Source organism: Stenotrophomonas nitritireducens, from assembly GCF_001431425.1.
GTDB classification, from domain to species: Bacteria; Pseudomonadota; Gammaproteobacteria; order Xanthomonadales; family Xanthomonadaceae; genus Stenotrophomonas; species Stenotrophomonas nitritireducens.
The window spans coordinates 76,803-101,960 of sequence record NZ_LDJG01000008.1 but is presented as its reverse complement, the minus strand read 5'-3'; the positions used below and the strand labels follow the sequence as shown (position 1 = coordinate 101,960).

At 63.5% G+C, this 25,158-nt stretch carries 27 protein-coding genes; 18 read left to right on the top strand and 9 right to left on the bottom strand.

Going from position 1 to position 25,158, the window contains the following annotated elements; translation table 11 throughout:
- The first annotated feature begins 543 nt into the window (after nucleotides 1-543).
- Nucleotides 544-1,842, top strand: a complete 1,299-nt coding sequence (locus tag ABB22_RS06920) for a DUF58 domain-containing protein (protein ID WP_055772920.1) — start codon at nucleotides 544-546, stop codon at nucleotides 1,840-1,842.
- A 360-nt stretch (nucleotides 1,843-2,202) separates the two neighbouring features.
- Here the strand turns inward: ABB22_RS06920 and ABB22_RS06915 are convergent, their stop codons facing one another.
- Entirely contained in the window at nucleotides 2,203-3,390 is a 1,188-nt protein-coding gene (locus tag ABB22_RS06915) for a glutathionylspermidine synthase family protein (RefSeq protein ID WP_055772917.1), read from the bottom strand.
- Nucleotides 3,391-3,394: 4 nt separating this feature from the next.
- Nucleotides 3,395-3,961, bottom strand: coding sequence for a DUF1190 domain-containing protein (locus ABB22_RS06910; protein ID WP_055772914.1), 567 nt, complete (start codon nucleotides 3,959-3,961; stop codon nucleotides 3,395-3,397).
- Nucleotides 3,962-4,226: 265 nt separating this feature from the next.
- Here ABB22_RS06910 and ilvD point away from each other — a divergent pair, with 265 nt between their 5' ends.
- The gene (ilvD, locus tag ABB22_RS06905; protein ID WP_055772912.1) at nucleotides 4,227-6,065 is read left to right on the top strand and encodes a dihydroxy-acid dehydratase; all 1,839 of its coding nucleotides are present in this window, start codon (nucleotides 4,227-4,229) and stop codon (nucleotides 6,063-6,065) included.
- Between the two features lie 73 nt (nucleotides 6,066-6,138).
- On the opposite strand, the gene ABB22_RS06900 is transcribed toward ilvD, so the two are convergent.
- Nucleotides 6,139-7,164: an integron integrase gene (locus ABB22_RS06900; RefSeq protein WP_055773107.1), complete on the bottom strand. Its 1,026-nt coding sequence runs from the start codon at nucleotides 7,162-7,164 to the stop codon at nucleotides 6,139-6,141.
- Nucleotides 7,165-7,413: 249 nt separating this feature from the next.
- On the opposite strand from ABB22_RS06900, the gene ABB22_RS18100 reads away from it, so the two are divergent.
- The 16 genes from ABB22_RS18100 to ABB22_RS06840 all read left to right on the top strand — a co-directional run bounded on the left by ABB22_RS18100 (nucleotide 7,414) and on the right by ABB22_RS06840 (nucleotide 19,634).
- Nucleotides 7,414-7,707: a hypothetical protein gene (locus ABB22_RS18100; protein ID WP_152984063.1), complete on the top strand. Its 294-nt coding sequence runs from the start codon at nucleotides 7,414-7,416 to the stop codon at nucleotides 7,705-7,707.
- A gap of 809 nt (nucleotides 7,708-8,516) precedes the next feature.
- Nucleotides 8,517-8,849, top strand: coding sequence for a hypothetical protein (locus ABB22_RS18095; RefSeq protein WP_152984062.1), 333 nt, complete (start codon nucleotides 8,517-8,519; stop codon nucleotides 8,847-8,849).
- Between the two features lie 482 nt (nucleotides 8,850-9,331).
- Nucleotides 9,332-9,532: a hypothetical protein gene (locus ABB22_RS06890; RefSeq protein ID WP_055772907.1), complete on the top strand. Its 201-nt coding sequence runs from the start codon at nucleotides 9,332-9,334 to the stop codon at nucleotides 9,530-9,532.
- 817 nt (nucleotides 9,533-10,349) lie between these two features.
- Nucleotides 10,350-10,550, top strand: a complete 201-nt coding sequence (locus ABB22_RS06880; RefSeq protein ID WP_057505123.1) for a hypothetical protein — start codon at nucleotides 10,350-10,352, stop codon at nucleotides 10,548-10,550.
- 65 nt (nucleotides 10,551-10,615) lie between these two features.
- Nucleotides 10,616-11,002, top strand: coding sequence for a ribonuclease E inhibitor RraB (locus ABB22_RS17715; protein ID WP_082443808.1), 387 nt, complete (start codon nucleotides 10,616-10,618; stop codon nucleotides 11,000-11,002).
- Between the two features lie 79 nt (nucleotides 11,003-11,081).
- Nucleotides 11,082-11,513 carry a tetratricopeptide repeat protein gene (locus ABB22_RS06875; RefSeq protein WP_057505122.1) on the top strand — a complete coding sequence of 144 codons (432 nt, stop codon included), beginning with the start codon at nucleotides 11,082-11,084 and terminating at the stop codon, nucleotides 11,511-11,513.
- 81 nt (nucleotides 11,514-11,594) lie between these two features.
- Entirely contained in the window at nucleotides 11,595-11,897 is a 303-nt protein-coding gene (locus ABB22_RS18995) for a DUF3658 domain-containing protein (RefSeq protein WP_161809352.1), read from the top strand.
- Between the two features lie 57 nt (nucleotides 11,898-11,954).
- Nucleotides 11,955-12,398, top strand: coding sequence for a hypothetical protein (locus ABB22_RS06870; RefSeq protein WP_055772904.1), 444 nt, complete (start codon nucleotides 11,955-11,957; stop codon nucleotides 12,396-12,398).
- Between the two features lie 160 nt (nucleotides 12,399-12,558).
- A complete protein-coding gene (locus tag ABB22_RS17705) occupies nucleotides 12,559-13,647 on the top strand; it encodes a ligand-binding sensor domain-containing protein (protein ID WP_152984061.1) in 1,089 nt (362 codons plus the stop codon).
- Nucleotides 13,628-14,254, top strand: coding sequence for a GNAT family N-acetyltransferase (locus ABB22_RS17700; RefSeq protein ID WP_082443803.1), 627 nt, complete (start codon nucleotides 13,628-13,630; stop codon nucleotides 14,252-14,254). The genes ABB22_RS17705 and ABB22_RS17700 overlap by 20 nt, the downstream gene beginning before the upstream one ends.
- Before the next feature lie 81 nt (nucleotides 14,255-14,335).
- Complete coding sequence (locus tag ABB22_RS06860) at nucleotides 14,336-14,713, top strand: hypothetical protein (protein ID WP_152984060.1); 378 nt, start codon at nucleotides 14,336-14,338, stop codon at nucleotides 14,711-14,713.
- Between the two features lie 68 nt (nucleotides 14,714-14,781).
- Nucleotides 14,782-15,165 carry a nuclear transport factor 2 family protein gene (locus ABB22_RS06855; protein ID WP_055772894.1) on the top strand — a complete coding sequence of 128 codons (384 nt, stop codon included), beginning with the start codon at nucleotides 14,782-14,784 and terminating at the stop codon, nucleotides 15,163-15,165.
- Between the two features lie 1,248 nt (nucleotides 15,166-16,413).
- Nucleotides 16,414-16,638, top strand: coding sequence for a hypothetical protein (locus tag ABB22_RS06850; RefSeq protein WP_055772891.1), 225 nt, complete (start codon nucleotides 16,414-16,416; stop codon nucleotides 16,636-16,638).
- Between the two features lie 68 nt (nucleotides 16,639-16,706).
- On the top strand, nucleotides 16,707-17,132 hold the full coding sequence (locus tag ABB22_RS18090) for a hypothetical protein (RefSeq protein WP_152984059.1): 426 nt from the start codon (nucleotides 16,707-16,709) through the stop codon (nucleotides 17,130-17,132).
- A gap of 331 nt (nucleotides 17,133-17,463) precedes the next feature.
- The gene (locus ABB22_RS06845) at nucleotides 17,464-19,143 is read left to right on the top strand and encodes an electron transfer flavoprotein-ubiquinone oxidoreductase (RefSeq protein WP_055772888.1); all 1,680 of its coding nucleotides are present in this window, start codon (nucleotides 17,464-17,466) and stop codon (nucleotides 19,141-19,143) included.
- On the top strand, nucleotides 19,143-19,634 hold the full coding sequence (locus ABB22_RS06840; RefSeq protein WP_244481332.1) for a c-type cytochrome: 492 nt from the start codon (nucleotides 19,143-19,145) through the stop codon (nucleotides 19,632-19,634). Before ABB22_RS06845 ends, ABB22_RS06840 begins: the two co-directional genes overlap by 1 nt.
- A gap of 61 nt (nucleotides 19,635-19,695) precedes the next feature.
- Here the strand turns inward: ABB22_RS06840 and ABB22_RS06835 are convergent, their stop codons facing one another.
- From ABB22_RS06835 to ABB22_RS06810, 6 genes are all read right to left on the bottom strand, one after another.
- A complete protein-coding gene (locus ABB22_RS06835; RefSeq protein WP_235504355.1) occupies nucleotides 19,696-21,561 on the bottom strand; it encodes an alpha/beta hydrolase family protein in 1,866 nt (621 codons plus the stop codon).
- A gap of 161 nt (nucleotides 21,562-21,722) precedes the next feature.
- Nucleotides 21,723-22,475: a DNA-formamidopyrimidine glycosylase family protein gene (locus ABB22_RS06830; protein WP_055772880.1), complete on the bottom strand. Its 753-nt coding sequence runs from the start codon at nucleotides 22,473-22,475 to the stop codon at nucleotides 21,723-21,725.
- 312 nt (nucleotides 22,476-22,787) lie between these two features.
- Entirely contained in the window at nucleotides 22,788-23,321 is a 534-nt protein-coding gene (locus tag ABB22_RS06825) for an H-NS histone family protein (RefSeq protein WP_235504354.1), read from the bottom strand.
- The gene (locus ABB22_RS06820) at nucleotides 23,285-24,016 is read right to left on the bottom strand and encodes an RNA polymerase sigma factor (RefSeq protein WP_200911412.1); all 732 of its coding nucleotides are present in this window, start codon (nucleotides 24,014-24,016) and stop codon (nucleotides 23,285-23,287) included. Before ABB22_RS06820 ends, ABB22_RS06825 begins: the two co-directional genes overlap by 37 nt.
- Before the next feature lie 68 nt (nucleotides 24,017-24,084).
- Nucleotides 24,085-24,501 (bottom strand): DUF2231 domain-containing protein, encoded by a 417-nt coding sequence (locus tag ABB22_RS06815; protein ID WP_055772871.1) that lies wholly within the window; start codon nucleotides 24,499-24,501, stop codon nucleotides 24,085-24,087.
- Nucleotides 24,502-24,505: 4 nt separating this feature from the next.
- Nucleotides 24,506-24,844, bottom strand: a complete 339-nt coding sequence (locus ABB22_RS06810; protein ID WP_055772868.1) for a hypothetical protein — start codon at nucleotides 24,842-24,844, stop codon at nucleotides 24,506-24,508.
- Nucleotides 24,845-25,158: the final 314 nt, after the last annotated feature.

The following is a 25,158-nucleotide window of genomic DNA, read 5'->3' as shown; positions in this document are numbered from 1 at the left end:
GCTTTCTCTTGGTTACTTCTCTTTGCACGAGCAAAGAGAAGTAACTCGCTCCCCCGAAGGGGAGCGAAAGCCCTTGATCCTGTTTATGCCGTTGCCTTGGCTTTTCAAAACTGAAAAGAACGGCAACGGCCACGGCGAAGAACCAAAGCGGAATCTTGAAAGCAGAGCTTTCACTCCTGCTCCGCAGGAGCGAGCCACCTTGACCAGCCATTCGGCTGTTGAAAAAGCTTCTCTTTGCTCGTGCAAAGAAACGTGGCCCAAAGAAACACGCCCCTGCCTACGCGCCCGACGCCCTGCACGCGCCGGGTCCACTCCGCCGGCGGGATTTTTCTACGCGACATCCCTGTCGCTTAGAAAAACGACGTGCATCCCTGCACGTCGCCCTTCAGGTTTTTCCCGCCAGCTCCGTCGCTGCGGAAGGGGACCCGGAAGTCAAAAGCCAAAAGCGGCAGCAAATTCACAGGCAACCGCAACCGCAACCGCAAAGGATTTTGTGCATCCGCGCTCGTCCGCAGGCATCGCATCCGGCATGAGGGCCACCGCATGAGGCCCGCACCGCTGCTGATCGCGCTGCTCGCCCTGTGGGGCCTGCTCGGCATCCCCGTCGCCCTGCACCTGCTGCCCACCATCCTCTGGACGGCAACCGCCTGCGCGATCGCTCTGCCTGCCTTGGCCGACGCGCTATGGCTGCGGCGCCGCCCAACCCCCTCGGTACGGCGCGAACTGCCCGAAACCCTGGCCCTGGGCATCGAGCGCGAAACCTGGCTGCAGCTGGACAGCTTCGGCAAGCAGCGCGTGGACGTGTTCGACCTGGTACCCGGCGGCTGGACCACGCGAGGCCTGCCGCGTACGTTGCGGCTTTCACGCGCCAGCGAATCCCGCTTCAGCTACCACTTCACCCCCGGCGCGCGCGGCGCCTTCGCCTTCGACGGCGTGCAGCTGCGCTTGTATTCGCCGCTGCGGCTGTGGCGGCAATCGCGCATCGCCGGGCCAGCCCATAAGGTGCGCGTCTACCCGAACTTCGTGCCGCTGACGCGGCTGGCCCTGCTCAGCGCGGAAATGGCCTCTCGCCTGGTAGGCGCACACCTGAAGCGACGCCGCGGCGAGGGCACCGACTTCCACCAGATGCGCGAGTACCGCGTCGGCGACAGCCTGCGCCAGATCGACTGGAAGGCCACTTCGCGCGCGCGCAAGCTGATCTCCCGCGAGTACCAGGACGAGAAGAACCAGCAGCTGGTGATGATGATCGACACCGGCCGGCGCATGCTGGCCGACGAGGGCGGGCTGTCGCACTTCGACCATGTGCTCAACGCCTCGCTGGTGGTGTCCTACCTGGCGCTGCGCCAGGGCGACGGCGTGGGCCTGTTCGCCAGCGGCGGCGAGACCCGCTGGGTGGCGCCGCAGCGCGGGCTCGGTGCGATCGACACGCTGCTGCGCGCCAGCTACGACCTGCAACCGCAGCCGGTGGCCACCGACTACCTCGCCGCCGCCACCGGACTGTCGCTGCGACAGTCGCGGCGCTGCCTGGTGATGCTGGTGACCAACGTGCGCGACGAGGACATCGAGGACCTGCTCGCCGCCGTGCGCCTGCTGCAGAAGCGGCACCTGGTATGCGTGGCCAGCCTGCGCGAGCGCGAACTGGACGATGCCCTCTCCCGGGGCGCCGACACGCTGCCCGACGCGGTGCAGGCCGGCGCCATCGCCCGCTACCTGCAGCAGCGCGCCGCCGCGCACGAGGCGCTGCGCAGCCACAGGGTGATGGTGCTGGACGTCACCGCCGAAGAGCTGCCCGCCGCGCTGGTGGAGCGCTACCTCGCGGTCAAGCGCGACGGGTTGTTGTAGCGCCGGGCAACGCCCGGCGGGGCTTTGCCGGTAGAGCCCCAGCGGGGCGATGCCCCGCTCTACAGAGCAGGTGCGGCCGGCTGGCGTCGCTGCGCCGTGATCGTGCCGCCCTGCGGTTGGCTTCCGTCCTGTTGATGTGTAGCGCCGGGCAACGCCCGGCGGAGCTTAGCCGGGAAAGCCCCAGCGGGGCGTTGCCCCGCTCTACAGAGCAGATGCGGCCGGCTGGCGTCGCCGTGCCTTGATCGTGCGGCCCTGCGGTTGGCTTCCGTCCTGTTGATGTGTAGCGCCGGGCAAGGCCCGGCGGAGCTTCGCCGGGAAAGCCCCAGCGGGGCGTTGCCCCGCTCTACGGGTGTGTCGGCGTCAGACGTAGATGCGCGTGCTTCCCTGCGGTGCATCGTCGATGATCGCGTGCGGCAGAAAACGGGCGCTGTCGCGGGTGATGCGGCTGTCGTCTTCGCGCACGCCGATGCCGCAGGCACGGTCGCCCACGATCCAGCTGCCGACCATCGGGTAATTGCCCTCGAACGCCGGCAGCGGATGGAAGGCCTGCACGATGCACGGCCCCGAATACGGGCCTTCGCTTTCCTGCCAGCGGCCGTCGCTCATGTGCATGGCGACGTTGGCGCCCTCGCGCGAATGCAGCGGCTTGCGCACCCAGCCGGCCGGTAGGGCGCTGCCGTCGTCGAAGTGCGCTTCCAGCAGGTTGGGATGACCGCGATGGCGCTGCCACAGCAGCGGCAGGATGCCCTTGTTGCTGAGCACCGCCTTCCACGCCGGCTCCAGCAGCTGCACGCCCGAACCGGGCAGCGCCGCGCCGAATTCCTCGCGCATCAGGTCTTCCAGCGGATACAGCTTGAACAGGCTGCCGATCACGGTGTCGTCCAGATCGGTGAAGCGGCCGTCGGCCGACAGGCCGATGTCCTCGATGGCGATCGCCGCGCCGTGCAGGCCGGCCTGCGCCGCGCAGTCGCGCAGGTAGGCGACCGTGCCCTGGTCCTCTTCGGACTCGCGCACCGCGCTGAAGTACAACGGCGGCGGCAGCTGCGCCGCCAGTCCGGCGAAGCGTTCGACCAGGGTCTCGTGCAGGGAATTGAACTGGTCGGCCTGCTGCGGCAGCGCGCCGCGGTTGCGCTGGTCTTCCAGCCATTGCCACTGGAAGAACGCCGCCTCGTACAGCGAGGTCGGCGTGTCGTAGTTCAGTTCGTACAGTCTGGCCGGGCCGTTGCCGTCGTAGGCGAAGTCCAGCCGCCCGTAGAGATGCGGATCGCGACGGTGCCAGCTTTCGGCGATCCAGTCGCGGAACGGCGCGGGAATCGCCAGCCGCTCCATCAGTTCCTCGCTGGCCACCACCTCGCCGACCAGGTCCATCGCCATCGCATGCATCTCGGCGCTGGGGTCTTCCAGGTCGCTTTCGATCTGGCGCAGGGTGAAGGCGTAGTACGCGGTCTCGTCCCAGTACGGCGCGCCGTCGATGGTGTGGAAACGGAACCCCGCCTCGGCGGCACGCGCGCGCCAGTTGGAGCGCTCGGCAATGGCAACCCGCCTCACCGCATCAACCGCCGACGGTGGTGCGGCCGCCGCTGCGCGAACCGAAGCCGCCGCGGCTGGCAGTAACGGCGCGGTTCGGTTCGCTGGTCACCGGCGCCAGGCCGGCCTTGCCGGCACCGATGCCGCTGGCGGTGTTCAGGCCGCCGCTGCCGCCCGGGGCGGCCGGCTTGGCCCAACCGTTGGCGTTGTCCTTGAACGCAGGCTGCGCGGCCGACGGAGCGGCCACGGCACCTGCGCGGTTGTTGAGCATCTGCGACATGAAGAAGCCCATCATCATCGGGCCGACGAACGAGGTGCCGGCGCTGGTGTGCTGCTGCACGCACTGCTCGGCCGGGTACTCCTTGGCGCACTCTTCCTTGCTGGCGTACTTGGGCGCGGCGTCGGCAGCCTGCTGCTGCGCGGTGGCGAAGGCCGTGCGGCAGGCGGACGGATCACCGGTGGCTTCGCTGCAGGCTTCCACCGAGGTGTACAGCCCTTCCTGCACCTGTACGGCCTGTTCCTGCTGGCAGGCGGTGAACAGCAGCGGCGCGGTGCTCATCAGCAGCAGCGCGGTGGTCCTGGATCGCTTCATCGTCGATAACCCCATGAATTCGTTCCCGGATGATGCCCGATCCAGCCCCGTGGACGGAAATCGGCGCCCCATCCAACCTGAACGCCTTTTCAGGTTGAAGGACCGGACCGCCGGCAAGGTCCGCGGCCCTGACGACCACCGTCTTCTCCCCGCGTACGCCTTGCGCGCCCGCTTTCCAGCCGCCATTCCCACCAGGGCGATGGTTGCAACAGCAACCGGGTTCTTCATGCAGAATCGTTCGCACTGCGTTTTTTCTGCCTTCCCCATGCCCGAATACCGCTCGAAAACCTCCACCGCCGGCCGCAACATGGCCGGCGCCCGCGCCCTGTGGCGCGCCACCGGCATGACCGATGGCGACTTCCACAAGCCGATCATCGCCGTGGCCAACTCCTTCACCCAGTTCGTGCCCGGGCACGTGCACCTGAAGGACCTTGGCCAGCTCGTGGCGCGTGAGATCGAAGCGGTCGGCGGCGTGGCCAAGGAATTCGACACCATCGCCGTGGACGACGGCATCGCCATGGGCCACGACGGCATGCTGTACTCGTTGCCCAGCCGCGAGATCATCGCCGACTCGGTGGAGTACATGGCCAACGCGCACTGCGCCGACGCGCTGGTGTGCATCTCCAACTGCGACAAGATCACCCCCGGCATGCTGATGGCCGCGCTGCGGCTGAACATCCCGGTGGTGTTCGTTTCCGGCGGGCCGATGGAAGCCGGCAAAACCAAGCTGGCCGAGCACAAGCTCGACCTGATCGACGCGATGGTCGCCGCCGGCGACGAAGCGGTCAGCGACGAGCAGGTGGCCGCCATCGAGCGCAGCGCCTGCCCCACCTGCGGCTCGTGCAGCGGCATGTTCACCGCCAACTCGATGAACTGCCTGACCGAAGCGCTGGGCCTGTCGCTGCCGGGCAACGGCACCGTGGTGGCCACGCACAGCGACCGCGAGGCGCTGTTCAAGCGCGCCGGACGCCTGGTCGTCGAGCTGTGCCACCGCTGGTATGGCGGCGAGGACGCCAGCGCCCTGCCGCGCGGCATCGCCACCTTCGAGGCCTTCGAGAATGCGATGACGCTGGACATCGCCATGGGCGGCTCGACCAACACCATCCTGCACCTGCTCGCCGCCGCGCAGGAGGCGGAAGTGGCTTTCGACCTGCGCGACATCGACCGCCTGTCGCGGCAGGTGCCGCAGCTGTGCAAGGTCGCGCCGAACACGCCCAAATACCACATCGAGGACGTGCACCGTGCCGGCGGCATCATGGCCATCCTCGGCGAGCTCGCGCGCGGCGGCCTGCTGCATACCGACGTGCCGACCGTGCACAGCCGCACCCTGGGCGACGCCATCGCACGCTGGGACGTGACCCAGGTGCAGGACGCCGCCGTGCACGAGTTCTACAAGGCCGGCCCGGCCGGCATCCCCACCCAGGTGGCCTTCAGCCAGAGCACGCGCTGGCCGTCGCTGGACACGGACCGCGCCGAGGGCTGCATCCGCGACGTCGCCCACGCCTTCTCCAGCGAAGGCGGGCTGGCCGTGCTGTACGGCAACCTCGCCGCCGACGGCTGCGTGGTGAAGACCGCCGGCGTGGACGAATCCATCCACGTGTTCGAGGGCAACGCCCGCGTCTACGAAAGCCAGGACGCGGCAGTGAAGGGCATCCTCGGCAATGAGGTGCAGGCCGGCGACGTGGTGGTGATCCGCTACGAAGGCCCCAAGGGCGGGCCCGGCATGCAGGAAATGCTCTATCCCACCAGCTACCTGAAATCCAAAGGCCTGGGCAAGGCCTGCGCCCTGCTCACCGATGGCCGCTTCTCCGGCGGCACCTCGGGCCTGAGCATCGGCCACTGCTCCCCGGAAGCCGCCGCCGGCGGCGCCATCGGCCTGGTCCGCGACGGCGACCGCATCCGCATCGACATACCGCAGCGCGGCATCCACCTGCTGGTGGACGACGCCGAGCTGGCGCGTCGCCGCGAGGAACAGGCCGCAAGCGGCTGGAAACCGGCGCAGCCGCGCCCGCGCAAGGTCAGCACTGCGCTGAAAGCCTATGCGCTGCTGGCGACCAGCGCGGACAAGGGCGCCGTGCGGGACAAGGCGCTGCTGGAAGGGTGATCGTCCACGCCGGCGTGCGTTCCTCCCCGGTTCGCACACCCCTGTAGATGCCGGGCTCGCCCGGCATACACCATCAATCCGAAACCGATCCTGCCCCCGGCAAACGGTCCAGCGGACTCAACAAGCCACCGGCGCCACGCCCCAGCACGTGCGTGTATATCTGCGTGGTCGCCACGTCCTTGTGACCCAGCAGTTCCTGCACGGTGCGGATGTCGTGCCCGGCCTCCAGCAGATGCGTGGCGAAGGAATGCCGCAACGAATGACAGGTGGCCGGCTTGGCGATGCCGGCACGCATGCGTGCGGTCTTGATGGCCCGCTGCAGGGTCTCCTCGCCAGCATGATGGCGCCCTGCCCGGCCACTGCGTGGATCGGCAGAAATCCGCCCGGAAGGAAACAGGTACTGCCAACCCGGCTCGCTGTCCGCATTCGGGTATTTCCGTGCCAACGCATGCGGCAGATATACCCGCCCGCGGCCGGCGACCCGGTCCTGCCCATGCAGCAGCAACGCCCGCTCGCGCTGCCGCAGCAGACGCCCGCGCAATGATTCCGGCAACGGTACCCGTCGATCCTTGTCGCCCTTGCCGCTGCGCACGCAGATTTCCTTCCGGGCAAAATCCACGTCCTTGATCCGCAGGCGCAGGCATTCCAGCAGGCGCATACCAGTGCCGTACAACAGGCGCGCCATCAACTCGGGCAGGCCTTCGGGCATGGCAGCCAATATGCATGCCACTTCCTCCTGCGACAACACCACCGGCAGCCGGCGCGGCCGCTTGGCACGTACCACGTCCTCCATCCAGGGCAACTCGATCTCCAATACCACCCGGTAAAGGAACAGCAATGCCGACAACGCTTGGTTCTGCGTGGCCGCCGCCACCTTGCCCTGCGTCGCCAGGCGGGTAAGAAATACCTCGACCTCCTTCGCCCCCAATTCCCTTGGATGGCGCCTGCTGTTGGCGAGAATGAAACGCCGGATCCAACCGACGTAGGCCTGCTCGGTGCGGATGCTGTAGTGGCGCAGCCGGATCCGCTCACGGACCAGATCAAGCAGGCGCGGTGATCTGGGCTCAAGTACACCAGCAGATTGAGGGGTGTAATCCATATGGCTGCGCTCCTGCGGCATAACGCTGCCATCCTGCAGCCCGCGCCACATCCACCTCCATCACCCAACCCATTGATACGAGGTAGGATTTATCCGGTTCACAAGGCAATGGGAAGCAGCGATACTCCGGGCAACGCCGCAGGTAGGCGGCCGAATAGGTATTAGGCGTCGTAGAGAGCATGTGGGCTGTGACAAACTCATCTTTCAATAACGATCACGAGGTAAGAAATGGTCACTGGAGCGAAGAAATTGAAATTCCCAAAGCCGGGCGTGACGAAGGAGAAAGAAATCGTCACGATGATCAGCGCGGAGCGCATGCTGATCCACTACAACCAAGCTCATCCAAACTTGGCTAGCCCTGCAAAACGGATAACTCAGAAGATCATTGATCACACCGGCAACATAGCTATTGCGGCTGGTTGGGCGGGAGCCGCTGTTGCCAAAGATGCAATTACAGGCCACACCTCCGGCATGATGCTGCTACGGGAGAGAAAGACGACCATTACACCGGATGTCGTCGCTCCCAAGGCGCTGCCTCGCTGATAATTATCGTTAGTGGTAACCGGCACTTAGCGAATCGGCGCCTAACAATTCGTTCAAGCCGACGCCGCTTCGCGGCGCGGCTTAATTCAGGCGTTAGGCCGCAGAAATCAAGAGGAGTCGCAGCCGTGAGAAGGGAACAAACTGAAGTAGCCACAGATGCTCTACTCCACCCACTCAGGCAGGAGCAAGAGGCTGCTCAGGCCAATATGCAGATGCGACCTGCTCGGCTGCAAAGCCGGGGCCAGCTTGCTTGGCGCGTGCTTGCTCTTCTTGGGCTGACCGCAGGCGGTGCTATCGGCCATTATGCTTTCGGCAAGCTCACCATGGGGCTCATCATGGGCTTTGCAGCCGGGAGCGTTGTCGGCGCGTTAGCTCGTGCACTCATCAATCGCCGGCTTGCGACCTAACAATTCGTCCAAGCCGACTGCCACTTCGTGGCAGCGGCTTAACTCAGAGCGTTAGGTGGAATGGGGGCAGTGGGCAGGTGGCTCTGGCTTCGGCCAATGCGCTAATAGTTTCCCGGTCGGCCCCGGCAAGCAGTCATCACCGCCGCGTGTGCCGGCAGGCTCTCCGCTCCGGCTCAGGCGTTACCTGTTCCACGCAATCATTGTTGTCACCTCGGTGGTTCCGCGCTTCATGCATCGACAGGCAAGCCCCGTCATGCAAGCTGTGGCACCATCGGGTTGCATCAGGTAGTTGGGGAGGCGGCACTGGCCCAGGGACGGATCACTGGCCCATTCCCGCCTAACAGTTCGTCCAAGCCGACCGCTGCTTCGCAGCGTCGGCTTAACTCAGGCGTTAGGCATCAAATGAAGATTCGCTCGCTCACCAAACGAGAAGAGAAGCAGGTGCTGACGTCTATGCTCGCTGGTCTAAACGAGCCTATAGACAATAGCTGGCGATCAATGCTCAAGAGGCAGGCGGTTGCGCTGACAATCCCGCTCCTCATTGCGGCTATCGCTTTAGGCGTACTTCGGGCACAGTCAATGATTACTTTGTTCGCCACGGCAGGGGCGCTTATTGTCGGCTTGGTCATTGGGCACGGTGTTTTGCGCATTACGGCAGCACAGCATTGGCCAGTGGTAGCTCATTGCTTGGATCGTGACAAAATTGAGCAGCGGCTACGCGAGCTTGATGCCTAACAATTCATTCAAGCCGACGCCGCTTCGCGGCTCGGCTTAATTCAGGCGTTAGGGGGCTATGTTGGGACGCTACCGTCTGACCATGCTTTCAGTTGTCTTGGCTTGCACGTCGTGCGCTTCGCATCCCAGAGTTGATGTGGCCCAATGCAAAGCTCAGGGCGGTACGGTTCGGGGTGTGGGTATGTTGGCCGCACCAGCCTGTGTCGTTCCCTACACGGATGGCGGCAGGGAGTGCAAAGATGGGGCGGAGTGTCAGGGTATGTGCAAGGCCGCACAGGATGCCGTCATAGGGGCTAAAGCCGGTGGCACGTGCCAAACGGATACGCATGACATCTACGGATGCTACAACGAGGTCAAGGCGGGGATGGTTGTGGCTGGCATGTGCTTCGACTAGCCGTGGCGCCCCCTAACAATTCATTCAAGCCGACGCCACTTCGTGGCGCGACTTAATTCAGGCGTTAGGCCTCACAAGGAGCAACATCATGGATTCGATTAGAAGCCTCTTGCTCATCGGCTTCGTGTTTCTCGCCAATGGAATCGTCTTTCTCATCATTGGCCTAACCACTCAACTAACGGTCTTCTGGGCACTCGGCCCCTCGCTCACGGCGCTAGGTGTCGCCTTCTTAGCTACTTCCAAGTCTCGCAAAAGCGCTCACGGCACCTCTTCCCTACCGGGCAAGTGAGGCCTAACAATTCATTCAAGCCGACGCCGCCTCGCGGCGCGGCTTAACTCAAGCGTTAGGCGGCAGAGCAGACATGATCGCAACTCTACTCATAACGATTCTTACTGCTGGCACGTCGACTGAGCCTGCCACTGAGCAACCGGCGCTCCGATGCGACATTGGACCTGCAGTGAAGCAGTTCGGAGGCAATGACTGGCTCGCGTATGGCTGCGCTGATGGCCATTCTGTAGTGGTCGCTGCCGACGCGCCCAATCCTGCTACTCCGTTCGTATTTGTCCTCACGCCGAACGGTAACGGTGGCATTGAGCTGCACGGCGAAGGGACTGGGGCCGAGTCCGCCACCAAGCCTGCTTATGACAGTCTCAGCAAGATGTCCAGCTCGGACCTGGCTGCGCTTTTTCAGGAGGCTAGTCGGACCAATGAGCGTTAAGCTGCCACCTAACAATTCATTCAAGCCGAACCCGCTTCGCGGGTCGGCTTAATTCAGGCGTTAGGCCTTATGAAGACAGGACGTGATCGGGACGAGTGGCTGGATGAGTATCGAGGGTTCAAGAAGTACTTGAACCAATGTGTCATGTGCCAAAGCACCGGATACGATCCTGTCAAGATTCAGGTGAAAGAAGGGCTGTACTTTAAGGACAAAGCAATGGAGCACTTCCATCCCCTTGCCCTCAATGAAATTGGGCTTTGCTTAGATTGTGCAGAGCGGTTTGAGGCGATTCAGGGGCCAGGCCGTGAGGCCTAACAATTCATTCAAGCCGACGCCGCTTCGCGGCGCGGCTTAATTCAGGCGTTAGGCCTCACAAGGAGCAACATCATGGATTCGATTAGAAGCCTCTTGCTCATCGGCTTCGTGTTTCTCGCCAATGGAATCGTCTTTCTCATCATTGGCCTAACCACTCAACTAACGGTCTTCTGGGCACTCGGCCCCTCGCTCACGGCGCTAGGTGTCGCCTTCTTAGCTATTTCCAAGTCTCGCAAAAGCGCTCACGGCACCTCTTCCCTACCGGGCAAGTGAGGCCTAACAATTCATTCAAGCCGACGCCGCCTCGCGGCGCGGCTTAACTCAAGCGTTAGGGCACTATGAAAGTTTTCCTCCATCTGACTTTGCTTTCCCTGCTCTTCTCTGGCCCTTGCATGGCTCAGTCCATAGCAGAACAACAGGACGCTCGCGTCATAGAGAACTTGGTTTCTGCCGGATCGAACGTTTCAAAGCCGCATAACATTGATTTCTTCATGTTCGTACCAACCGAAAGAAAAGCTAAAGCTGCGGCTGCGGATATGGAGCAACTTGGCTACACCATCACTTCAATAGATCGTACTTCCGGACAGTCGCAATGGCAGATTCATGCTACCCGTGAGATGGTGCCGCAATTGGATGCTATGACCGCAACGACGCGTGCTCTTGAGGCAGTAGCGACCAAGCACGGCGGTGACTATGATGGCTGGGGCACGAGCGTAGTGGAGTAGCGCCCTAACAGTTCATTCAAGCCGAACTCGCTTCGCGAGTCGGCTTAATTCCAGAGTTAGCCCTCACAGCGGAGTTCCCTTGGAATCTGTCGAGCCACTTCTTCGCGAACTGACTGCCATCAAGTGGCTGCTGGCGTTCATCGCCCTCGGCGTTGTAGCTGTTGTCGGCATTTTCTTCTTCTTGGTGGCCAACATCATCAGCGTGATGCGAGACAACCGCCGCGAGAACGCCAGTCAATCCAAGCACAATGAACTAGAGGACCTGCTTGCCTCAGGCCAAAGCACGGCAGCGAAATTCACTGCCATGGAGTGGGTTGGTGCTCAACCCAGGCGTCCTGCGGCCCACTGGGCTCTTGCCAAAGCGCACTACCAGCTTGGCGAGCTCTCAGAGGCTAAACAGGTTCTAAAAGGCCTGCTCAAAGTCGCCCCAGAGGAACACTACAGAGTTAATGCATGGTTAGATTTTATTGAGACAGAATTTTCTCAAAGTCGGCCCAAGCCGGTTGAATAGACGGGCTAACAATTCATTCAAGCCGACGCCGCTTCGCGGCGCGGCTTAACTCAAGCGTTAGGCCGCAGGAAGAGCACAGTCGTGAATCCACAAGAACAGCCAAGAGAGTCTGACCTTGAGCGTGTGGCATCGCTCAGTGGCAGCGACGTTCAAGCCATTGATGCGGCTGTCATCGACGCGCTAACGCTGTCTTGGAGTGACGCAAAGAACGTAGTTGCAAGCGCATACGCTTCCTTGCTCTCAAGTTTTCCAGCGGTGCCAGACGTCTTCTTCTCATACCGCCTGCGCAAGCTTGTAGCTGCTGGTGCCGTAGAGGCAGTGGGCACTGTTGACAGACAACTTAACTATCAAGTCAGGCTTAGCAGCCATGAGCCGGCGGCCTAACAGTTCATTCAAGCCGAACTCACTGCGCGAGTCGGCTTAATTCCAGAGTTAGCAGACATGAAACGGCTCGCAGCTTTGATGGCCTTGGCTCTTGCGCCTGGCTCGGCCTCCGCCGATGACGCGGATAAACAATGCGCGTCTTGGGTTAAGGAGATCCTGTCCGGTTCTGCCGACGCCTGCTCCGACCTCTGCCCGCAAGCCAAGCAGTTCGATCATTACGACTATCTGGCTGGCCTTAAAGCTGCCTTCGCCTCTGAGCAAGGGCTCGAGAACTTCCTTGCATATCTGGATCGATCAAGCATCATTGGCGCAGGTGCGGAGCCGCATGCCTGCTCAGTTCTGGCCTTGCTGTTGCATTGGGGCGATCAGCGCTTTTCCGGGTCGCTGGCCAAGCAATCCGATATGGCTAGGAAGCAAGCGATTGGTCTGTTGGACTACACGGGGATCGACAGCTTTCAGTCTAAGTTTCCTAAAACCTATCGACTGGCACCACACGAGTAGTCTGCTAACAATTCATTCAAGCCGACGCCGCTTCGCGGCACGGCTTAACTCAGGCGTAAGACCGCAGAAGTAGATTCATTGCTGCTTCTGACCGTCACTGCTACAGACGCCAAACATCCGCCCCGGGGATACAGCACGTAACGAGATCAGAGGAAGTCGTGTGAAAAGCAACGCCTGGATCTTAAAGCTGTCATGGCCGATGTTGTTGTTGATGCTAGCGGTGTGTTTCAGGGGGCAAGAGAGCGGCGCTCGCCCGAACGGAGCTCCTGCACTCGGAAGCTCAGTCGAGGCGCGCCCGACCAGTGCAGTTGCCTTGCGCCAACCCGGCTTCCTGAAGTCAGAAACCACCCAAGTCAGTCAGTACATACGCCGGATGTTTCAGGACAAAGCTGGCGACATATGGTTCGGCACCAATGACGACGGCGTAGTTCGGTATGACGGCAACGCCTTGCACTACTATTCAGTTGAGCAAGGATTGGCGGGCCGAACGGTAAGAGGCATCGTTCAGGACCGGAATGGCCATCTATGGCTCGCCACTTCGGGCGGCGTCTCACGATACGACGGCAAGTCGTTTGCAAACTTTACCGCACGTGACGGGCTACCCGATGATGATGTATGGAGCCTGCTGCTGGATCGGTCGGGAGTCCTTTGGATAGGCACTGCGGGTGGCGTGTCGCGCTACGACGGAAACACTTTCTCCAACTTCGAGATCCCGGGGGTCGATGTCACCGGTCATGCGGCCAGCCTGATGTGGAGTATCGCCGAGGATCGCGATGGAAATATCTGGTTCGGTTCCAATGGCCGGGGTGCCTTTCGTTACGATGGGTCCAACATAGTCCGTTTCTCCAAGCAGGATGGGCTGGGTAGCGATATCGTGCAGACGATCATGCAGGACCGGGCAGGGATCCTCTGGTTCGGCACCCGCGATGCCGGACTGAGCCGCTACGATGGGATTGCATTCGCTCATTCATCGATGAAGCCCGACGCTGATGGCGGCTATGTTTGGACGATGCTGGAAGATCGGGCGGGGTTGCTTTGGGTGAGCCTCCTGGGCGACGGCCTGTATCGCCATGATGGAAAGTCATTCACCCATTATTCGAGCGCAGACGGTCTTGGAAACACCTATGTTCAAAGCATCCTGGAAGACAGGGATGGAACTCTTTGGGTGGGCACATCGGGCGGCGTGTACCGTTTCGACGGGAAGACCTTTTCGAATTTCACCCGAGAAGATGCTGGAAGGAAACTCTGAAGGCTTGCTGCACGATAAGGCGAGCTTCCGCACGCTGCAGCGCAGGACCGAAAATCGCTGGGATCCATTGCAGTACAACGCCAACCAGGCCTGCAGGCCGCCTGCGGCCCAACAATCACTCAAGCCGACGCCGCTCCGTGACGCAGCTCAGCTCCGGCGTTGGCCACCAAGGAAAGCATTCGTGACCGTCAGAATACAAGTTGCACAAAGCAGCAATGAGATCGCCGCGTGTCATCCGATAATCCGTGAACTCAGGCCGCATCTCCAGGAGAAAGATTTTCTCAACACGATAAACAGACTGAGCCAGACCACTGGATTCAGAATCGCCTATCTGATCGACGAAGACATAAAGGCGGTGGCGGGATACCGGATTTCCGAATGGCTCCATTCCGGAAAATACCTTGAAATCGAAGACCTCGTCACCAGGCAGACCGAAAGATCAAAGGGCTATGGTGATCATCTGTTCAACTGGCTTGCCGCCGAAGCCAAACGTGAAGGCTGCCGCCAGCTGCGGCTGGTATCTGGCGTGAAACGCACGGACGCGCACCGGTTCTATTTTCGAAAAGGCATGTTGCATGAGGCCAATTATTTCTCCATTGATTTATAGGATCCTGCATGGCACCTGACAATTTGCCCGAGCTGACGCCACTTCGTGGCGCGGCGTGGCTTGACATGGACATCAGCCATCATGGCAGGTAGTCCTGTTCGCATCGTTGACGCAACGCCACCTACGGCAGGAGAGATCGAGCTCCTTGGCAGCATCGGCATGATCGGGTTTTGGATCAGCGTGTTTGCCTTTCTTTGCGTGGCCATGGCGGCCTTGTTCGTTGCCGTAAAGACCCGGTTGCCTGGCCGCTTCAGCGTTCTGGCAAGTACGCTCCTACTTCCGGCGTGGTGGATTTTCGAGCAGTCTTGGGGCGGCAGCCTGGAGATGACGTTCGGCCCTGAGGCACATCTGGCCACGCTCACCGTGTATGCCGTATTTGCAGTACTTTTCTCTTTCGGGTTCGTGCGTATGTGCATGCACTTTCTCAAGCAATCACAGCCTGCCGGACACCATGACTGACAATTGGTTCAAGCCGGCGCTGCTTCGCACGCGGCTCAACTCAAGCGGCAGATGTGCATGGAGAGATCATGAAAATTTCAAGCATGAAAGACCTCATCGACCGCTACCTGGCTGCCTACAACGCCTACGACGTTGACGGCATGCTTTCGCTTCTTTCCCAGGATGTTCGCTTCGAGAACTATTCCGGCGATCAACTCACAGCAGCGACAAGTGGCATAGATGAGTTCAGGAAACTCGCAGAGCAATCCAGGTCGTTGTTCTCCGAGCGCGAGCAGCGCATCGCAGGCCTGGAATTCGGCCATGATTCTGCCATCGCAGTCATCGCCTACCGGGGGAAACTGGCCGCAGACATTCCCGATGGCCCATCGGCAGGCACCGTCCTTTATCTTCAGGGCGAATCAGAATTTTCGTTCGGCAATGGGCAGATCACAAGAATTGTCGACCGCAGTTGAGTGCACCCTGACAACGCATCCAGGCCGCCTTCGCTTCGCGGCCGGTCCCGATCCAGCAACAGTCTTCTGAAGCTGCTGCCCAGGCCATGGTCAAATTTCCGGTACGCGTTTCATAACGCCGATTGGCATTGACGATTCCCGGCAGCTTGCGCATGCAGGCCACCAGCGCGGCCCTGCGCTGCTTTCCGCGCCCATGCAGTTGCTGGCATTACGCTTTCATCAGCGGCTCTCAACGCATCGCTGACAGTGTGGCCTACCTACGCTGACGATCGCCGTGCGCGGGGCGGCGTTGTCCGCCGCCTTGGCCACCATCCCGATTCATGGGCGCCACGCCGGGCGGCTTGGCGATCCATCGGCGACCGAGATGACCCGACTCGGGCAGCAACACCAGTACGGTGGCTTGGAAGACCGGGCCGAGTCCCTCGCTGGATCGCACGCCAGGCTATCCATACCTTTTGATCAGTACATGGACGGCTTCATTGATCGAGATTCGGCGGCGGGCCAATACAGCGATGGTACGGGAAACCCGCTTGCGCACCGATGCTGGGGCCGCCGCCGCCTGCTGTTTCTTTGCCTGCAACGTCACGACCTCCTGAGCCCTTCGACGCAGTCGGTCGCGCATCTCACGCTGCCATGGTGGCCGTGCCTGGCAGGGACGGAAGGCGATCGGCAAAGAGCCGCGCCATCAGTGCCCGCAAGGGGCATCCATGGCATCGGTCCTGGCCAGCTCACCCGTGGCTCGCGCGAAGCTACAGGCTTGGCATGGGCACACCCGCGCAGTCCACAGGCCAGCATCGCAGCAGGCTTCCAACAGCGACTGCCTGTAGCCGCCGATGGAGCCCCCCACGATCCCGGTCGACTTCAGTACTCGCAGCCGCTGGATGGCCTTGGCCGTTCCGGTTGCGGTGTTGGGAAACGGGCTACTTTGCTCGGCCCTTCCAGCAGCTGATCCAGGCGGGTCTTGATCACCGCGATCCCTGCTGCCGCCATGGCATTTCTCCGCTACAGTTGGCTGGCCGTCAGCATCGCGTCCCAGGCCCGCGCTCATCAGTTCGAGGGAAACCCCGACCCGCTGTCCGGGCGCTGGACGCGAGGTCCGACGTACGCCCCATGCTGAATCATGGTGGCGCCGACACCGGGACGTTATCGGGTACGCACGCCGGGCTCTCGGCACCCAGGCCGGGGAAACTCAAGGCATGAAGCGTGAGCCTGCCAGGCTGACGGCAGAAGATGGAAAAGGAGTAATGCATGTTCAAATTCCGCCTTGATGGCGCAAATATTTATGTCAAATCCGGCCTGCTTTTCCTGGCCATCGCCGTCGTCGCCTTTGCCTCGACGCTGTTCCTGCGTCCTGCGGCGGAATCAACGCGATTCCTTCTTATCTGGCTTACGTTCGGAAGCTTCCTGGGTGGCGTCACTCTCTATTTCATCGGGCGCGTCATCCATATCGCCAATCGTCGTGACGCAGCCTGACGACTCATTCAAGCCGACGCCGTTTCGCGGCGCCGCTTGGCCCAGGCGCTAGACCTTCGGAGAGTCCAATGAAGACCGCCTGGGCAATCGCCGCATTGCTGCTGCCCGCCTCGGTTCTTGCCGACGATGGTGGCGCGGCGGTTCCAGATCGTTTTCTTGGGCATTGGGCCGGAAGCCCTGACTCTTGCGGGTCGGACGCGGACGACATGGTTCTTCGCATCGCGCCCCGGCATATTTCCTACTGGGAAAGCGATGGTCCGATCAGAGCTGTGGTGACCCGTGGAGACGGCGAGATCGCCCTGATCTCTGAACTATCGGGTGAAGGGGAGACTTGGCTTTCCACTGCAAACTTCAAGCTCTCTCGAGATGGGCGTCAGCTGATTGACGACACGTCCGTGCCAAGCCAGAAATTCGTGCGGTACAAGTGCCCAGACACGGTGGGGAGGCGATCCAACACCCCGTTCAAGCCGAACCCGCTTCGAGGCTCGGCTTGATGCAGGCGTCAGGCACACAGGGAGCTGGACCGGCCATTCGACTCCCCGGAGCCGGTGATCGTGGACATCGCCTACCGCGGCAGGCTGGTCATGGACGTTCCAGTGGGCCCACTGCGTGCGCGCTCATCGAGCTCGGCAGGAGTCGGAATTCCCCTTCTCCCAGGCGCGTATCGCCCGGCTGTTCGACCACCGCCGAGGCCCACGCGCCGCCTTCATGTGGCTGGCGAGGCTGCAGGCAGTGCCCGCAGATTGGAAGATCGCCGCCGGGTCGGTGAAAATGGGGCTTCAGACCGTCGCCACGCCGTCGCCGGCCCCAGCCAAGAGTCCCTGCATGAACATTGAAGCTTCCTCCGCCCTTCCGCCGCGCGAAGCGATGGAGTTCGACGTGGTGATCGTGGGCGCCGGCCCGGCCGGCCTGGCCACGGCCATCCGCCTGCGCCAGCTGGCCATGGAGAAGGGCCAGGACCTGTCGGTGTGCGTGCTGGAAAAGGGCTCCGAGCCGGGCGCGCACATCCTCTCCGGCGCGGTGATGGACCCACGCGCGTTGAGCGAGCTGTTCCCGGACTGGCAGGCCAAGGGCGCGCCGCTGAAGCAGGCGGTGACCCGCGACGAGTTCCTGTTCCTGGACGAGACCGGCGCCAAGGCCACGCCGAACTGGCTGCTGCCCGAGTGCTTCCAGAACCACGGCAACTACATCGTCAGCCTGGGCGAAGTGACGCGCTGGCTGGCGCAGCAGGCCGAGGCGCTGGAAGTAGCGATCTTCCCGGGTTTCGCCGCCGCCGAGGTGCTGTTTGATGAGAACGGCGCGGTGATGGGCGTGGCCACCGGCGACATGGGCATCCACAAGGACGGCACGCCCGGCCCGAACTTCGAGCGCGGCATGGAACTGCATGCCCGGTACACGATCTTCGCCGAGGGCTCGCGCGGCCATCTCGGCCGCCAGCTGATCTCTCGTTTCAAGCTCGACGAAGGCAAGGATCCGCAGAGCTACGGCATCGGCATCAAGGAGCTGTGGCAGATCGACCCGGCCAAACATGAGCCGGGACTGGTGGTGCATGCCGCCGGCTGGCCGCTGGATGACGACACCTATGGCGGCGCGTTCCTGTACCACGCCGACGGCGGCAAGGTCTCGATCGGCTATGTGGTCGGCCTGGATTACAAGAACCCGTGGCTGAGCCCGTTCGAGGAGTTTCAGCGCTTCAAGACCCACCCGGCGATCCGCAAACACCTGGAGGGCGGCAAGCGCATCGCCTATGGCGCGCGTGCAATCACCGCCGGCGGCATCCTGTCGCTGCCGAAGACGGTGTTCCCGGGCGGCGCGCTGGTCGGCTGCGAAGCCGGCTACCTCAACGTCAGCCGCATCAAGGGCAGCCATGCGGCGATCAAGACCGGCATGCTGGCCGCCGAGGCCGCGTTCGACGCATTGGTGGCTGGCCGCTCGCGCGATGAGTTGAGCGCCTACCCGGAAGCATTCGAGAACAGCTGGCTCAAGACCGAACTGTTGCAGTCCAAGAACTTCAAGCAGTGGTTCAAGAAGGGGCGAACGCTGGCGACGCTGATGACCGGCATCGAGCAGTGGCTGTTGCCCAAGCTGGGCCTGCGCAATGCGCCGTGGACGCTCCACCGCGCCCAGGCCGATCACCAATGCCTGGAGCCGGCGGCCAAACACTCGAAGATCGACTACCCGAAGCCGGACAACGTGCTGACCTTCGACCGGCTGAGCTCGGTGTTCCTGTCCTCGACCAACCACGAGGAAGACCAGCCCAGCCACCTGACGCTGAAGGACCCGGCGGTGCCGGTACGGATCAACCTGGCCGAATACGCCGGCCCTGAGGCGCGCTACTGCCCGGCGGGCGTGTACGAGTTCGTTGGAGAAGGTGCCGACACGCGACTGCAGATCAACGCGCAGAACTGCGTGCACTGCAAGACCTGCGACATCAAGGACCCGACCCAGAACATCGTGTGGGTGACCCCGCAGGGCGGCGGCGGGCCCAACTACCCGGCGATGTGATGGCGCGACCGCGCGTGGTTGCCGGCATGGGAATGGAAAAGGCTTCGCGTTCCGGCGGGCAAGCCCGGCAGCTGCGGATGCGCTGGCGCAAGGGTGCCGTGCGGCGCTGCATCCTGCTGCTCGGAATGGGCGCGGCGTTATGCGCCTGCGGCCAGCGCGACGCGTTCAACCACGCCACCGATGCCACGCCGCATCAACGCGAACTGGAGCGGGCCTTCGCCATCTGCGCCGGCTGCCACGACACCCGCGCCGATCTGGGGCATCGCTTCGGTCCCAACCTGCATGGCGTGATCGGCCGCCGTGCCGGCAGTGCGCCGGGGTATGCCTACTCCGAGGCGATGAAGAGCAGCGGCATCGTCTGGAATGCGCAGACGCTGGATGCCTTCCTCGCCTCGCCGCAGAAGCAGGTGCCCGGTACGCGCATGCTCAATGCGACCTCCGACCCGCAGCGCCGGCAGGCGGTGATCGAGTACCTGTCCACACAGAAGTAGCCGGCCAAGCGCAGCCGATGGAATCCATCGGCTGCGCTTCGGGATATATTCCGGGCGCGGTTCAGCCGCCGATATGCTCCTGCAGGAATTTTTCCAGCGCGCGATAGAACGCGATGCTGTTGTCGTCGCTGTAGAAGCCGTGGCCCTCGCCTGGAACCGCCATCCAGCCCGGCGCCTTCCCTGCCGCAATCAAAGCGCTGCGCATGGCGTTCGCCTGTGCGATGGGCGCTCTTTCATCACGCTCGCCATGCACCAGCAGCACCGGTGCCTGGATGTCCGCGGCCAGGCTCACCGGCGAATTGGCCAGCAGCTCCTCGTCGCTGCGGCCGATCACGCGCTGCAGATAGTTGCGCCCATAGGCGTCATCCTTGATGTCGCCCTTCCTGTACATCATCTTCAGGTCGTAGACGCCAGCCAGGCCGACAGCGCACCGGATCCGCTCCGGCGCACGCGCGGCCAGCATCATCGCCGAGTAGGCGCCAAAGCTCGCGCCGATCGCACAGACCCGCTCAGGATCGGCCAGCCCGGAGGCCACCGCGTGATCCAGCCCGTCCAGCAGATCCTGCTGGATGCGGGTGCCCCATTGCAGGTAGCCCATGCGCTCGAACGCGCGCCCGCGCCCGCCGCTGCCGCGATAGTTGACCTGCACCACCAGGTAACCCCGGTTGGCCAGGAACTGCGCGTCGGTGTCGTAGAACCAGTCGTCGCTGACCCCATGCGGCCCACCATGCGGCAACACCACCGTGGGAAGGCGGCGGCCCCCGCTGTCGCGCGGGATCGTGAGCACGGCCTCCAGTTCGAGTCCGTCGCCAGCCTTGAAGCGCACCGCGCGCCGCTCGGCCATCAGGGCCGGATCGATGGCCTCGCGCGTCGACAGCACCTTCTCCAGCTTGTTGGCCGAACGCCGCAACACATACCAGCTGCCGGGGTCGCGGTCTCCGGCCACATGCAGCAGCACCACCTGGCCGTTGCGGCTCACATCGACGAAGGTCACGTGCTGCTGCGGCAGCAGGCCCGCCAGGGTCTTGTGCAGTTCGGCCTCGGGGCGTCCCGGATCGAAGTAATCCAGCCGGGGGCGACCGCTCTGCGGCGCGGCCGCGAACGGAACCGAGGGGTGGCCGGTCCACTGCGTCAGGCCGATGCTCGCGAAGCTGTCGCCGGCGAGCACCTCGGAGTCGCGGCCATCCAGGTCACTCACTACCAGCTGCGATGGCCGCTCGTCGCGGCTGAAGCGGGCGTACACCTTGGTGTTGTCCGCCGAGAATGCCAGCGGCGTCCAGATGCTGCCGGCCTGCGGCGCCGCCATGGGCTGCCAGCGCCTGCCGTCATCCGACCGGTACAACAGGTAGTCGTCCGCATCGTTCCGTCCCCATGCATAGCGCGCCACGCCGTTGCGGTCGATCAGGAATTCCAGCTGCGGAACATTGATGTCGGCGATGAGCTTGAACGTCGGCCGTTGCGTGTCGACCACGTAGAGCATCGACGAGGTAGGGCTGCGCTTGAGCTGGCGCATGTAGAAACGGCCGTCATTGCTCTCGGCCACGCTTTCGATATGGCCGAAGCCACGATCCAGCCCCGCCGCGGCGTTCTGTTGCTCGTAGCCGTAGATGTAGCGCTGGTTCTTTCCGTCGAAATCGCTGGCGATGATCTCGCCCATGGGAAGCGGCCTCTCCAGCGACCCATATTTGCGCCCCTTGGCGACGACCAGGCGCCTGTCGCCCACCCAGGCGATCTGGAACGGGCTTTCGTAGCGCGGGAGGCGCAGCACGGCCGTCCGCGTCATGTCGGACAGGCGCAGGACCTGCACGGCATGGCTGCCCTCCCCGAAATCGGTTGAGAACGCGAGGTACTCGCCCGTCGGCGACAGGCGCGGCAGCGAGAACGGGCTGGCCCTGGCGAAGGCTTCCACCGGCACTGCCTGGGCCATTACTGCCGGCACCCATGCCGTGCCACCGAACATCCCTGTCAACAGCAACAACACCCCACGCAATCCCCTTCCCATGACAACTCTCAAGAAGCCAGGTTGAAGCCGCAGCGTAGGCTATCGGCCCATGCTCCGGAATCGCGCCGGCGGGCCCGGGGCCGGATTCACCGCGCCGGTGCCTGCTCGGCGCTGTAGTTCTTCTGGCAATGCGTGCAGAAGAACGTGCGGCGATTGGTCCTGCCCATGTAGACCTTCCTGATCGGGCCGCCACAGACAGGACAGGTGCCACGGGTATGCACCAGCCAGTGCCTGCGCAGTTCGTAGATGCGTTTCCAGGCAAGGAAATCGAAGCTGTATTCGCGCGCCTGCGCGATGAGCTGGCCCAGCTTGCGCGACGGCAAGTCGCCGATGCGGGTCGCGGGGTGGACACGGATCCGGAACAGCACCTCGTTCTTGATGATGTTGCCCACGCCCGAGAATATCTGCTGGTCCAGCAGGGCATCGCAGGCCAGCATGTCGGGCAGGGCCTTGAGCTTGCGCCGCGCCAGGCGCGGATCCCACTGGTCGCTCATCACGTCGGCGCGCCAGTCGTAGACCTCGTCCAGTGGCTGTTCGACGAACTTCACCGAGCAGGCGTAGAAGTTCAACTCGCCGTTGTCGAAGCGCAGCGATACCCGCGGCAGTACCGGCTTGCGTTCGTCTATCAGCCAGCTGCCGAACATCATCAGGTGGATGCGCATGCTGAAGTCGTCGAACTCCAGCAGGAAATGCTTGCCCCAGGTGCGCACGCCGAGCACCTCGCGCCCCCGCATGCGGGCCAGATCCTGGCGGGAGTTGCCGCTCACTTCGCGCACGATGTGGCCACGGAACCGCTCGGCGGCCTCGCGCAGCAGGACAAGAGACGGGCCCTCAGGCATTTCGCCTCCGTTCCCGCCACCGCGCCGCCCTGCCGGCTTGTTCCTGCGGGGCCTCCAAGCATGGATGGGCAGATGGCGGGCGATGGATGCGCAGCGACACGGAGCACTCCCGAAGCGGAGCCCCAACGGTCCCATCGGTTTCGTCATGCAGTCGTGAATCGGTGTGCACGCGGGCGTGAAACCGGCCGATCCGCCGCGCGTGGATACGTGCCTTCCGCGTGGCGGCAATCGTCACCGCGCCGCCGGATTTCTATTTCTCCCGATGCAACGGCGACGTGGCGGCCACCACGCCGACGCGGTTCGGCGAACGACTCAGCCCTGTTTGACCAGCCGGCGTTGGCCGGTGACCGCCTGGGTTTTCGGCGTGAGCCTGGCCACGCCCGGAATCAGGAAGTCGGCCACGCTCCGTCCATGTTTCGTCTTCGCCGCAAGCCAGCGCGGCATCCGGCCACGGCCGGTCCACGTGTTGCGGCGGTTGTCGGGATCGCGGTACTTCGGCTCGACCTTGGCGCGCTTGCGCCTGCCGCGGGTTTTCGGCTCCGGCCGCGCCGCATCGGCATCCGGCCCGAAGATTTCCTCGATCGCATAGCCGGCGCGCCGCGCTTCGGTGGCCAGCATGCGCCTGACCTTTTCCGCCGGCGCGCGCCCGGTGAGCGTCTTGTGCCTGTCCTTGGCGGCCCGGATCAGGATGTCCAGCTCGCGGAGATTCAGGGCGGTAAGGTCGATGTGCATGCCGCTAGCCTCAGTTTGGGGCGCACAGGTGTCAAGACATGATTTCAGCGGCGACGTGAAGTAGCGGGGGCGGCCACTCAGTCCGGCATCGAGGATGGCGCCGGGAGCACCCATCCTTCCTCCAGGCCCTTGGCCAGCACCCGCCCGACGATGCGGTCGCATCGCGCGCCGTCGAAGCCGAAAGCGTCGGTGAGTGCGGTATCCACTTCGCGGGCCAGGCTCTCGCGCAGCAGGCTGCGTGCCCGGAAGAAGCGCGTCCTGACGGTCGCCTCCGGTATCCGCAGCGCCTGCGCGGTTTCCTCCACGCTCATTTCCTCGACCGCGCGCAGCACGAACACGAGGCGGAACGCTTCCGGAAGCCGGTCGATCCGCGCCTCCATCAGCCTGCGCATCTGCTCGCGCATCACCGACGGCTCCGGGCCGCGTTCGGGCGCATCGGCAAGCCGGGACTGGATGTCGGAATCGTGGTCGGCCATGGCGGTTTCCAGCGGAATGACCTGCGCGCTTTTACGGCGCAGGCGGCCCAGCGCCCCGTTGATGGCGATGCGCACCAGCCAGGTCGAAAGGCGGCTCTCCGTCCGGTAGTCGCGCAACGCCCTCCAGGCGTGCAGGTAGGCGTCCTGGACGACATCCTCGGCCTCCGCGTCATCGTTGACGATGCTCCGCGCGGTTCGGAACAACAGCCGGTTGTGCCGGCGCATCAGGACTTCGAAGGCACGGCCGTCGCCTGAGATTGCGCGTGCTGTCAGCTCGGCCTCGGATGGTTCCGGCATGCCCGGGGCCTGCAGCGATTCATGCGTGGCGGACAAGGTGTTGATGTGCATCTCCAGGACAGGGAGTCATGCTTGATCGGATGAAACGTTGTCGTCGCGCCGGCTCAAGGCTGTCCGCGACCGACGCCGTGGCCGTACACCAATCGTCCGCCAAACCATCCGCCGGTCACCAGTGCGGCGGCGCCTGCGACGTCCAGCAGCACGGCGGGCAGGCCCGGCGGCAGGGGATGACCCTGTTCCTGCCACAGCAGCAGGCGCGCCGCGAACAGGACGAACGCCATCAACATGGCGGTCATGTGCGCATAGGCGTCGCGCATGGGCGCGCCTTCGGGCACCTGCCGCAGCTCCAGCAGGCCAGCCAGCATCGCCGGCAGCGCCATGGCGCAGCCAACGACGAGCAGGCCGCTGGACCATCGCCACGCGCTTTCCCCGAGCCACAGGCCGGCAACATCGGCCGCCACGGCCAGCAACCAGCAGGCCACCGGGAAATGCACTATCGCCGGATGCAGGGGATGGCGCATGGCGTCAGAGCACCTGGCTGAGCAGCACCAGGAAGCCGGCGACGGCGACGCCGGCGTGGATCGCCACCACCGCCTTGGGCGGCAGCTTCCGGCGCAGATGGAACGAAGCGAGGAAGAACCCGCCAAGCGCGGCGAGCAGCAATACCGCCAGGCCGGTCATGACCGGTCGGGAAGCGGCGCCCTGGACCATCAGCACGACAAGCAGGACAAGCCCGGTGGCGCCCAGCACCGCATGCAGCAGGGACAGCGCCCAGGGCGCGAACTTCCCGCGCAGGACATGCGCGGCGAGGACCAGGCCGCCGATGGCGGCGACCGCGAAGACGATCAGGGCATAGGCAAGCATTGGACGGCTCCGGTGGGTGACGTGGGAAAGCAGCCTCCAGGAGGGGAATGCGAGCTCGAACCGCCCATTCCTACGCTCCTGTCCTGTCTGATGCGGCCCGGGCGCGCTGCGTTCCCGATGCAGCCCGGATCCGCCACACAACCCGACGGAAGCGGCGGCTGGATCGGCGCCAGGCCGTGTTCCACCGCGGCGGCACAAGTTCCCGTCGACACCGGCTAATTTATGTACTGGTCAGTTTGATATTCAGGGCCGATTCCGTTGGCTAACGGATAATTCACACCTGTCGACCGGCAAGCCATTACCGCCAAGTCGAT

Coding starts and splice junctions, on each gene's coding strand:
- ABB22_RS06890 (WP_055772907.1), top strand. CDS start 9,332: ATGGATTCGATTAGAAGCCTCTTGCTCATCGGCTTCGTGTTTCTCGCC.
- ABB22_RS06835 (WP_235504355.1), bottom strand. CDS start 21,561: ATGGCCCAGGCAGTGCCGGTGGAAGCCTTCGCCAGGGCCAGCCCGTTC.
- ABB22_RS18090 (WP_152984059.1), top strand. CDS start 16,707: ATGAAGACCGCCTGGGCAATCGCCGCATTGCTGCTGCCCGCCTCGGTT.
- ABB22_RS06830 (WP_055772880.1), bottom strand. CDS start 22,475: ATGCCTGAGGGCCCGTCTCTTGTCCTGCTGCGCGAGGCCGCCGAGCGG.
- ABB22_RS17715 (WP_082443808.1), top strand. CDS start 10,616: ATGAAAGTTTTCCTCCATCTGACTTTGCTTTCCCTGCTCTTCTCTGGC.
- ABB22_RS06850 (WP_055772891.1), top strand. CDS start 16,414: ATGTTCAAATTCCGCCTTGATGGCGCAAATATTTATGTCAAATCCGGC.
- ABB22_RS06910 (WP_055772914.1), bottom strand. CDS start 3,961: ATGAAGCGATCCAGGACCACCGCGCTGCTGCTGATGAGCACCGCGCCG.
- ABB22_RS06920 (WP_055772920.1), top strand. CDS start 544: ATGAGGCCCGCACCGCTGCTGATCGCGCTGCTCGCCCTGTGGGGCCTG.
- ABB22_RS06870 (WP_055772904.1), top strand. CDS start 11,955: ATGAAACGGCTCGCAGCTTTGATGGCCTTGGCTCTTGCGCCTGGCTCG.
- ABB22_RS06900 (WP_055773107.1), bottom strand. CDS start 7,164: ATGGATTACACCCCTCAATCTGCTGGTGTACTTGAGCCCAGATCACCG.
- ABB22_RS06815 (WP_055772871.1), bottom strand. CDS start 24,501: ATGCGCCATCCCCTGCATCCGGCGATAGTGCATTTCCCGGTGGCCTGC.
- ABB22_RS06880 (WP_057505123.1), top strand. CDS start 10,350: ATGGATTCGATTAGAAGCCTCTTGCTCATCGGCTTCGTGTTTCTCGCC.
- ABB22_RS06845 (WP_055772888.1), top strand. CDS start 17,464: ATGAACATTGAAGCTTCCTCCGCCCTTCCGCCGCGCGAAGCGATGGAG.
- ABB22_RS06855 (WP_055772894.1), top strand. CDS start 14,782: ATGAAAATTTCAAGCATGAAAGACCTCATCGACCGCTACCTGGCTGCC.
- ABB22_RS06860 (WP_152984060.1), top strand. CDS start 14,336: ATGGCAGGTAGTCCTGTTCGCATCGTTGACGCAACGCCACCTACGGCA.
- ABB22_RS18095 (WP_152984062.1), top strand. CDS start 8,517: ATGAAGATTCGCTCGCTCACCAAACGAGAAGAGAAGCAGGTGCTGACG.
- ABB22_RS06810 (WP_055772868.1), bottom strand. CDS start 24,844: ATGCTTGCCTATGCCCTGATCGTCTTCGCGGTCGCCGCCATCGGCGGC.
- ABB22_RS06825 (WP_235504354.1), bottom strand. CDS start 23,321: ATGGGTGCTCCCGGCGCCATCCTCGATGCCGGACTGAGTGGCCGCCCC.
- ABB22_RS17700 (WP_082443803.1), top strand. CDS start 13,628: ATGCTGGAAGGAAACTCTGAAGGCTTGCTGCACGATAAGGCGAGCTTC.
- ilvD (WP_055772912.1), top strand. CDS start 4,227: ATGCCCGAATACCGCTCGAAAACCTCCACCGCCGGCCGCAACATGGCC.
- ABB22_RS06840 (WP_244481332.1), top strand. CDS start 19,143: ATGGCGCGACCGCGCGTGGTTGCCGGCATGGGAATGGAAAAGGCTTCG.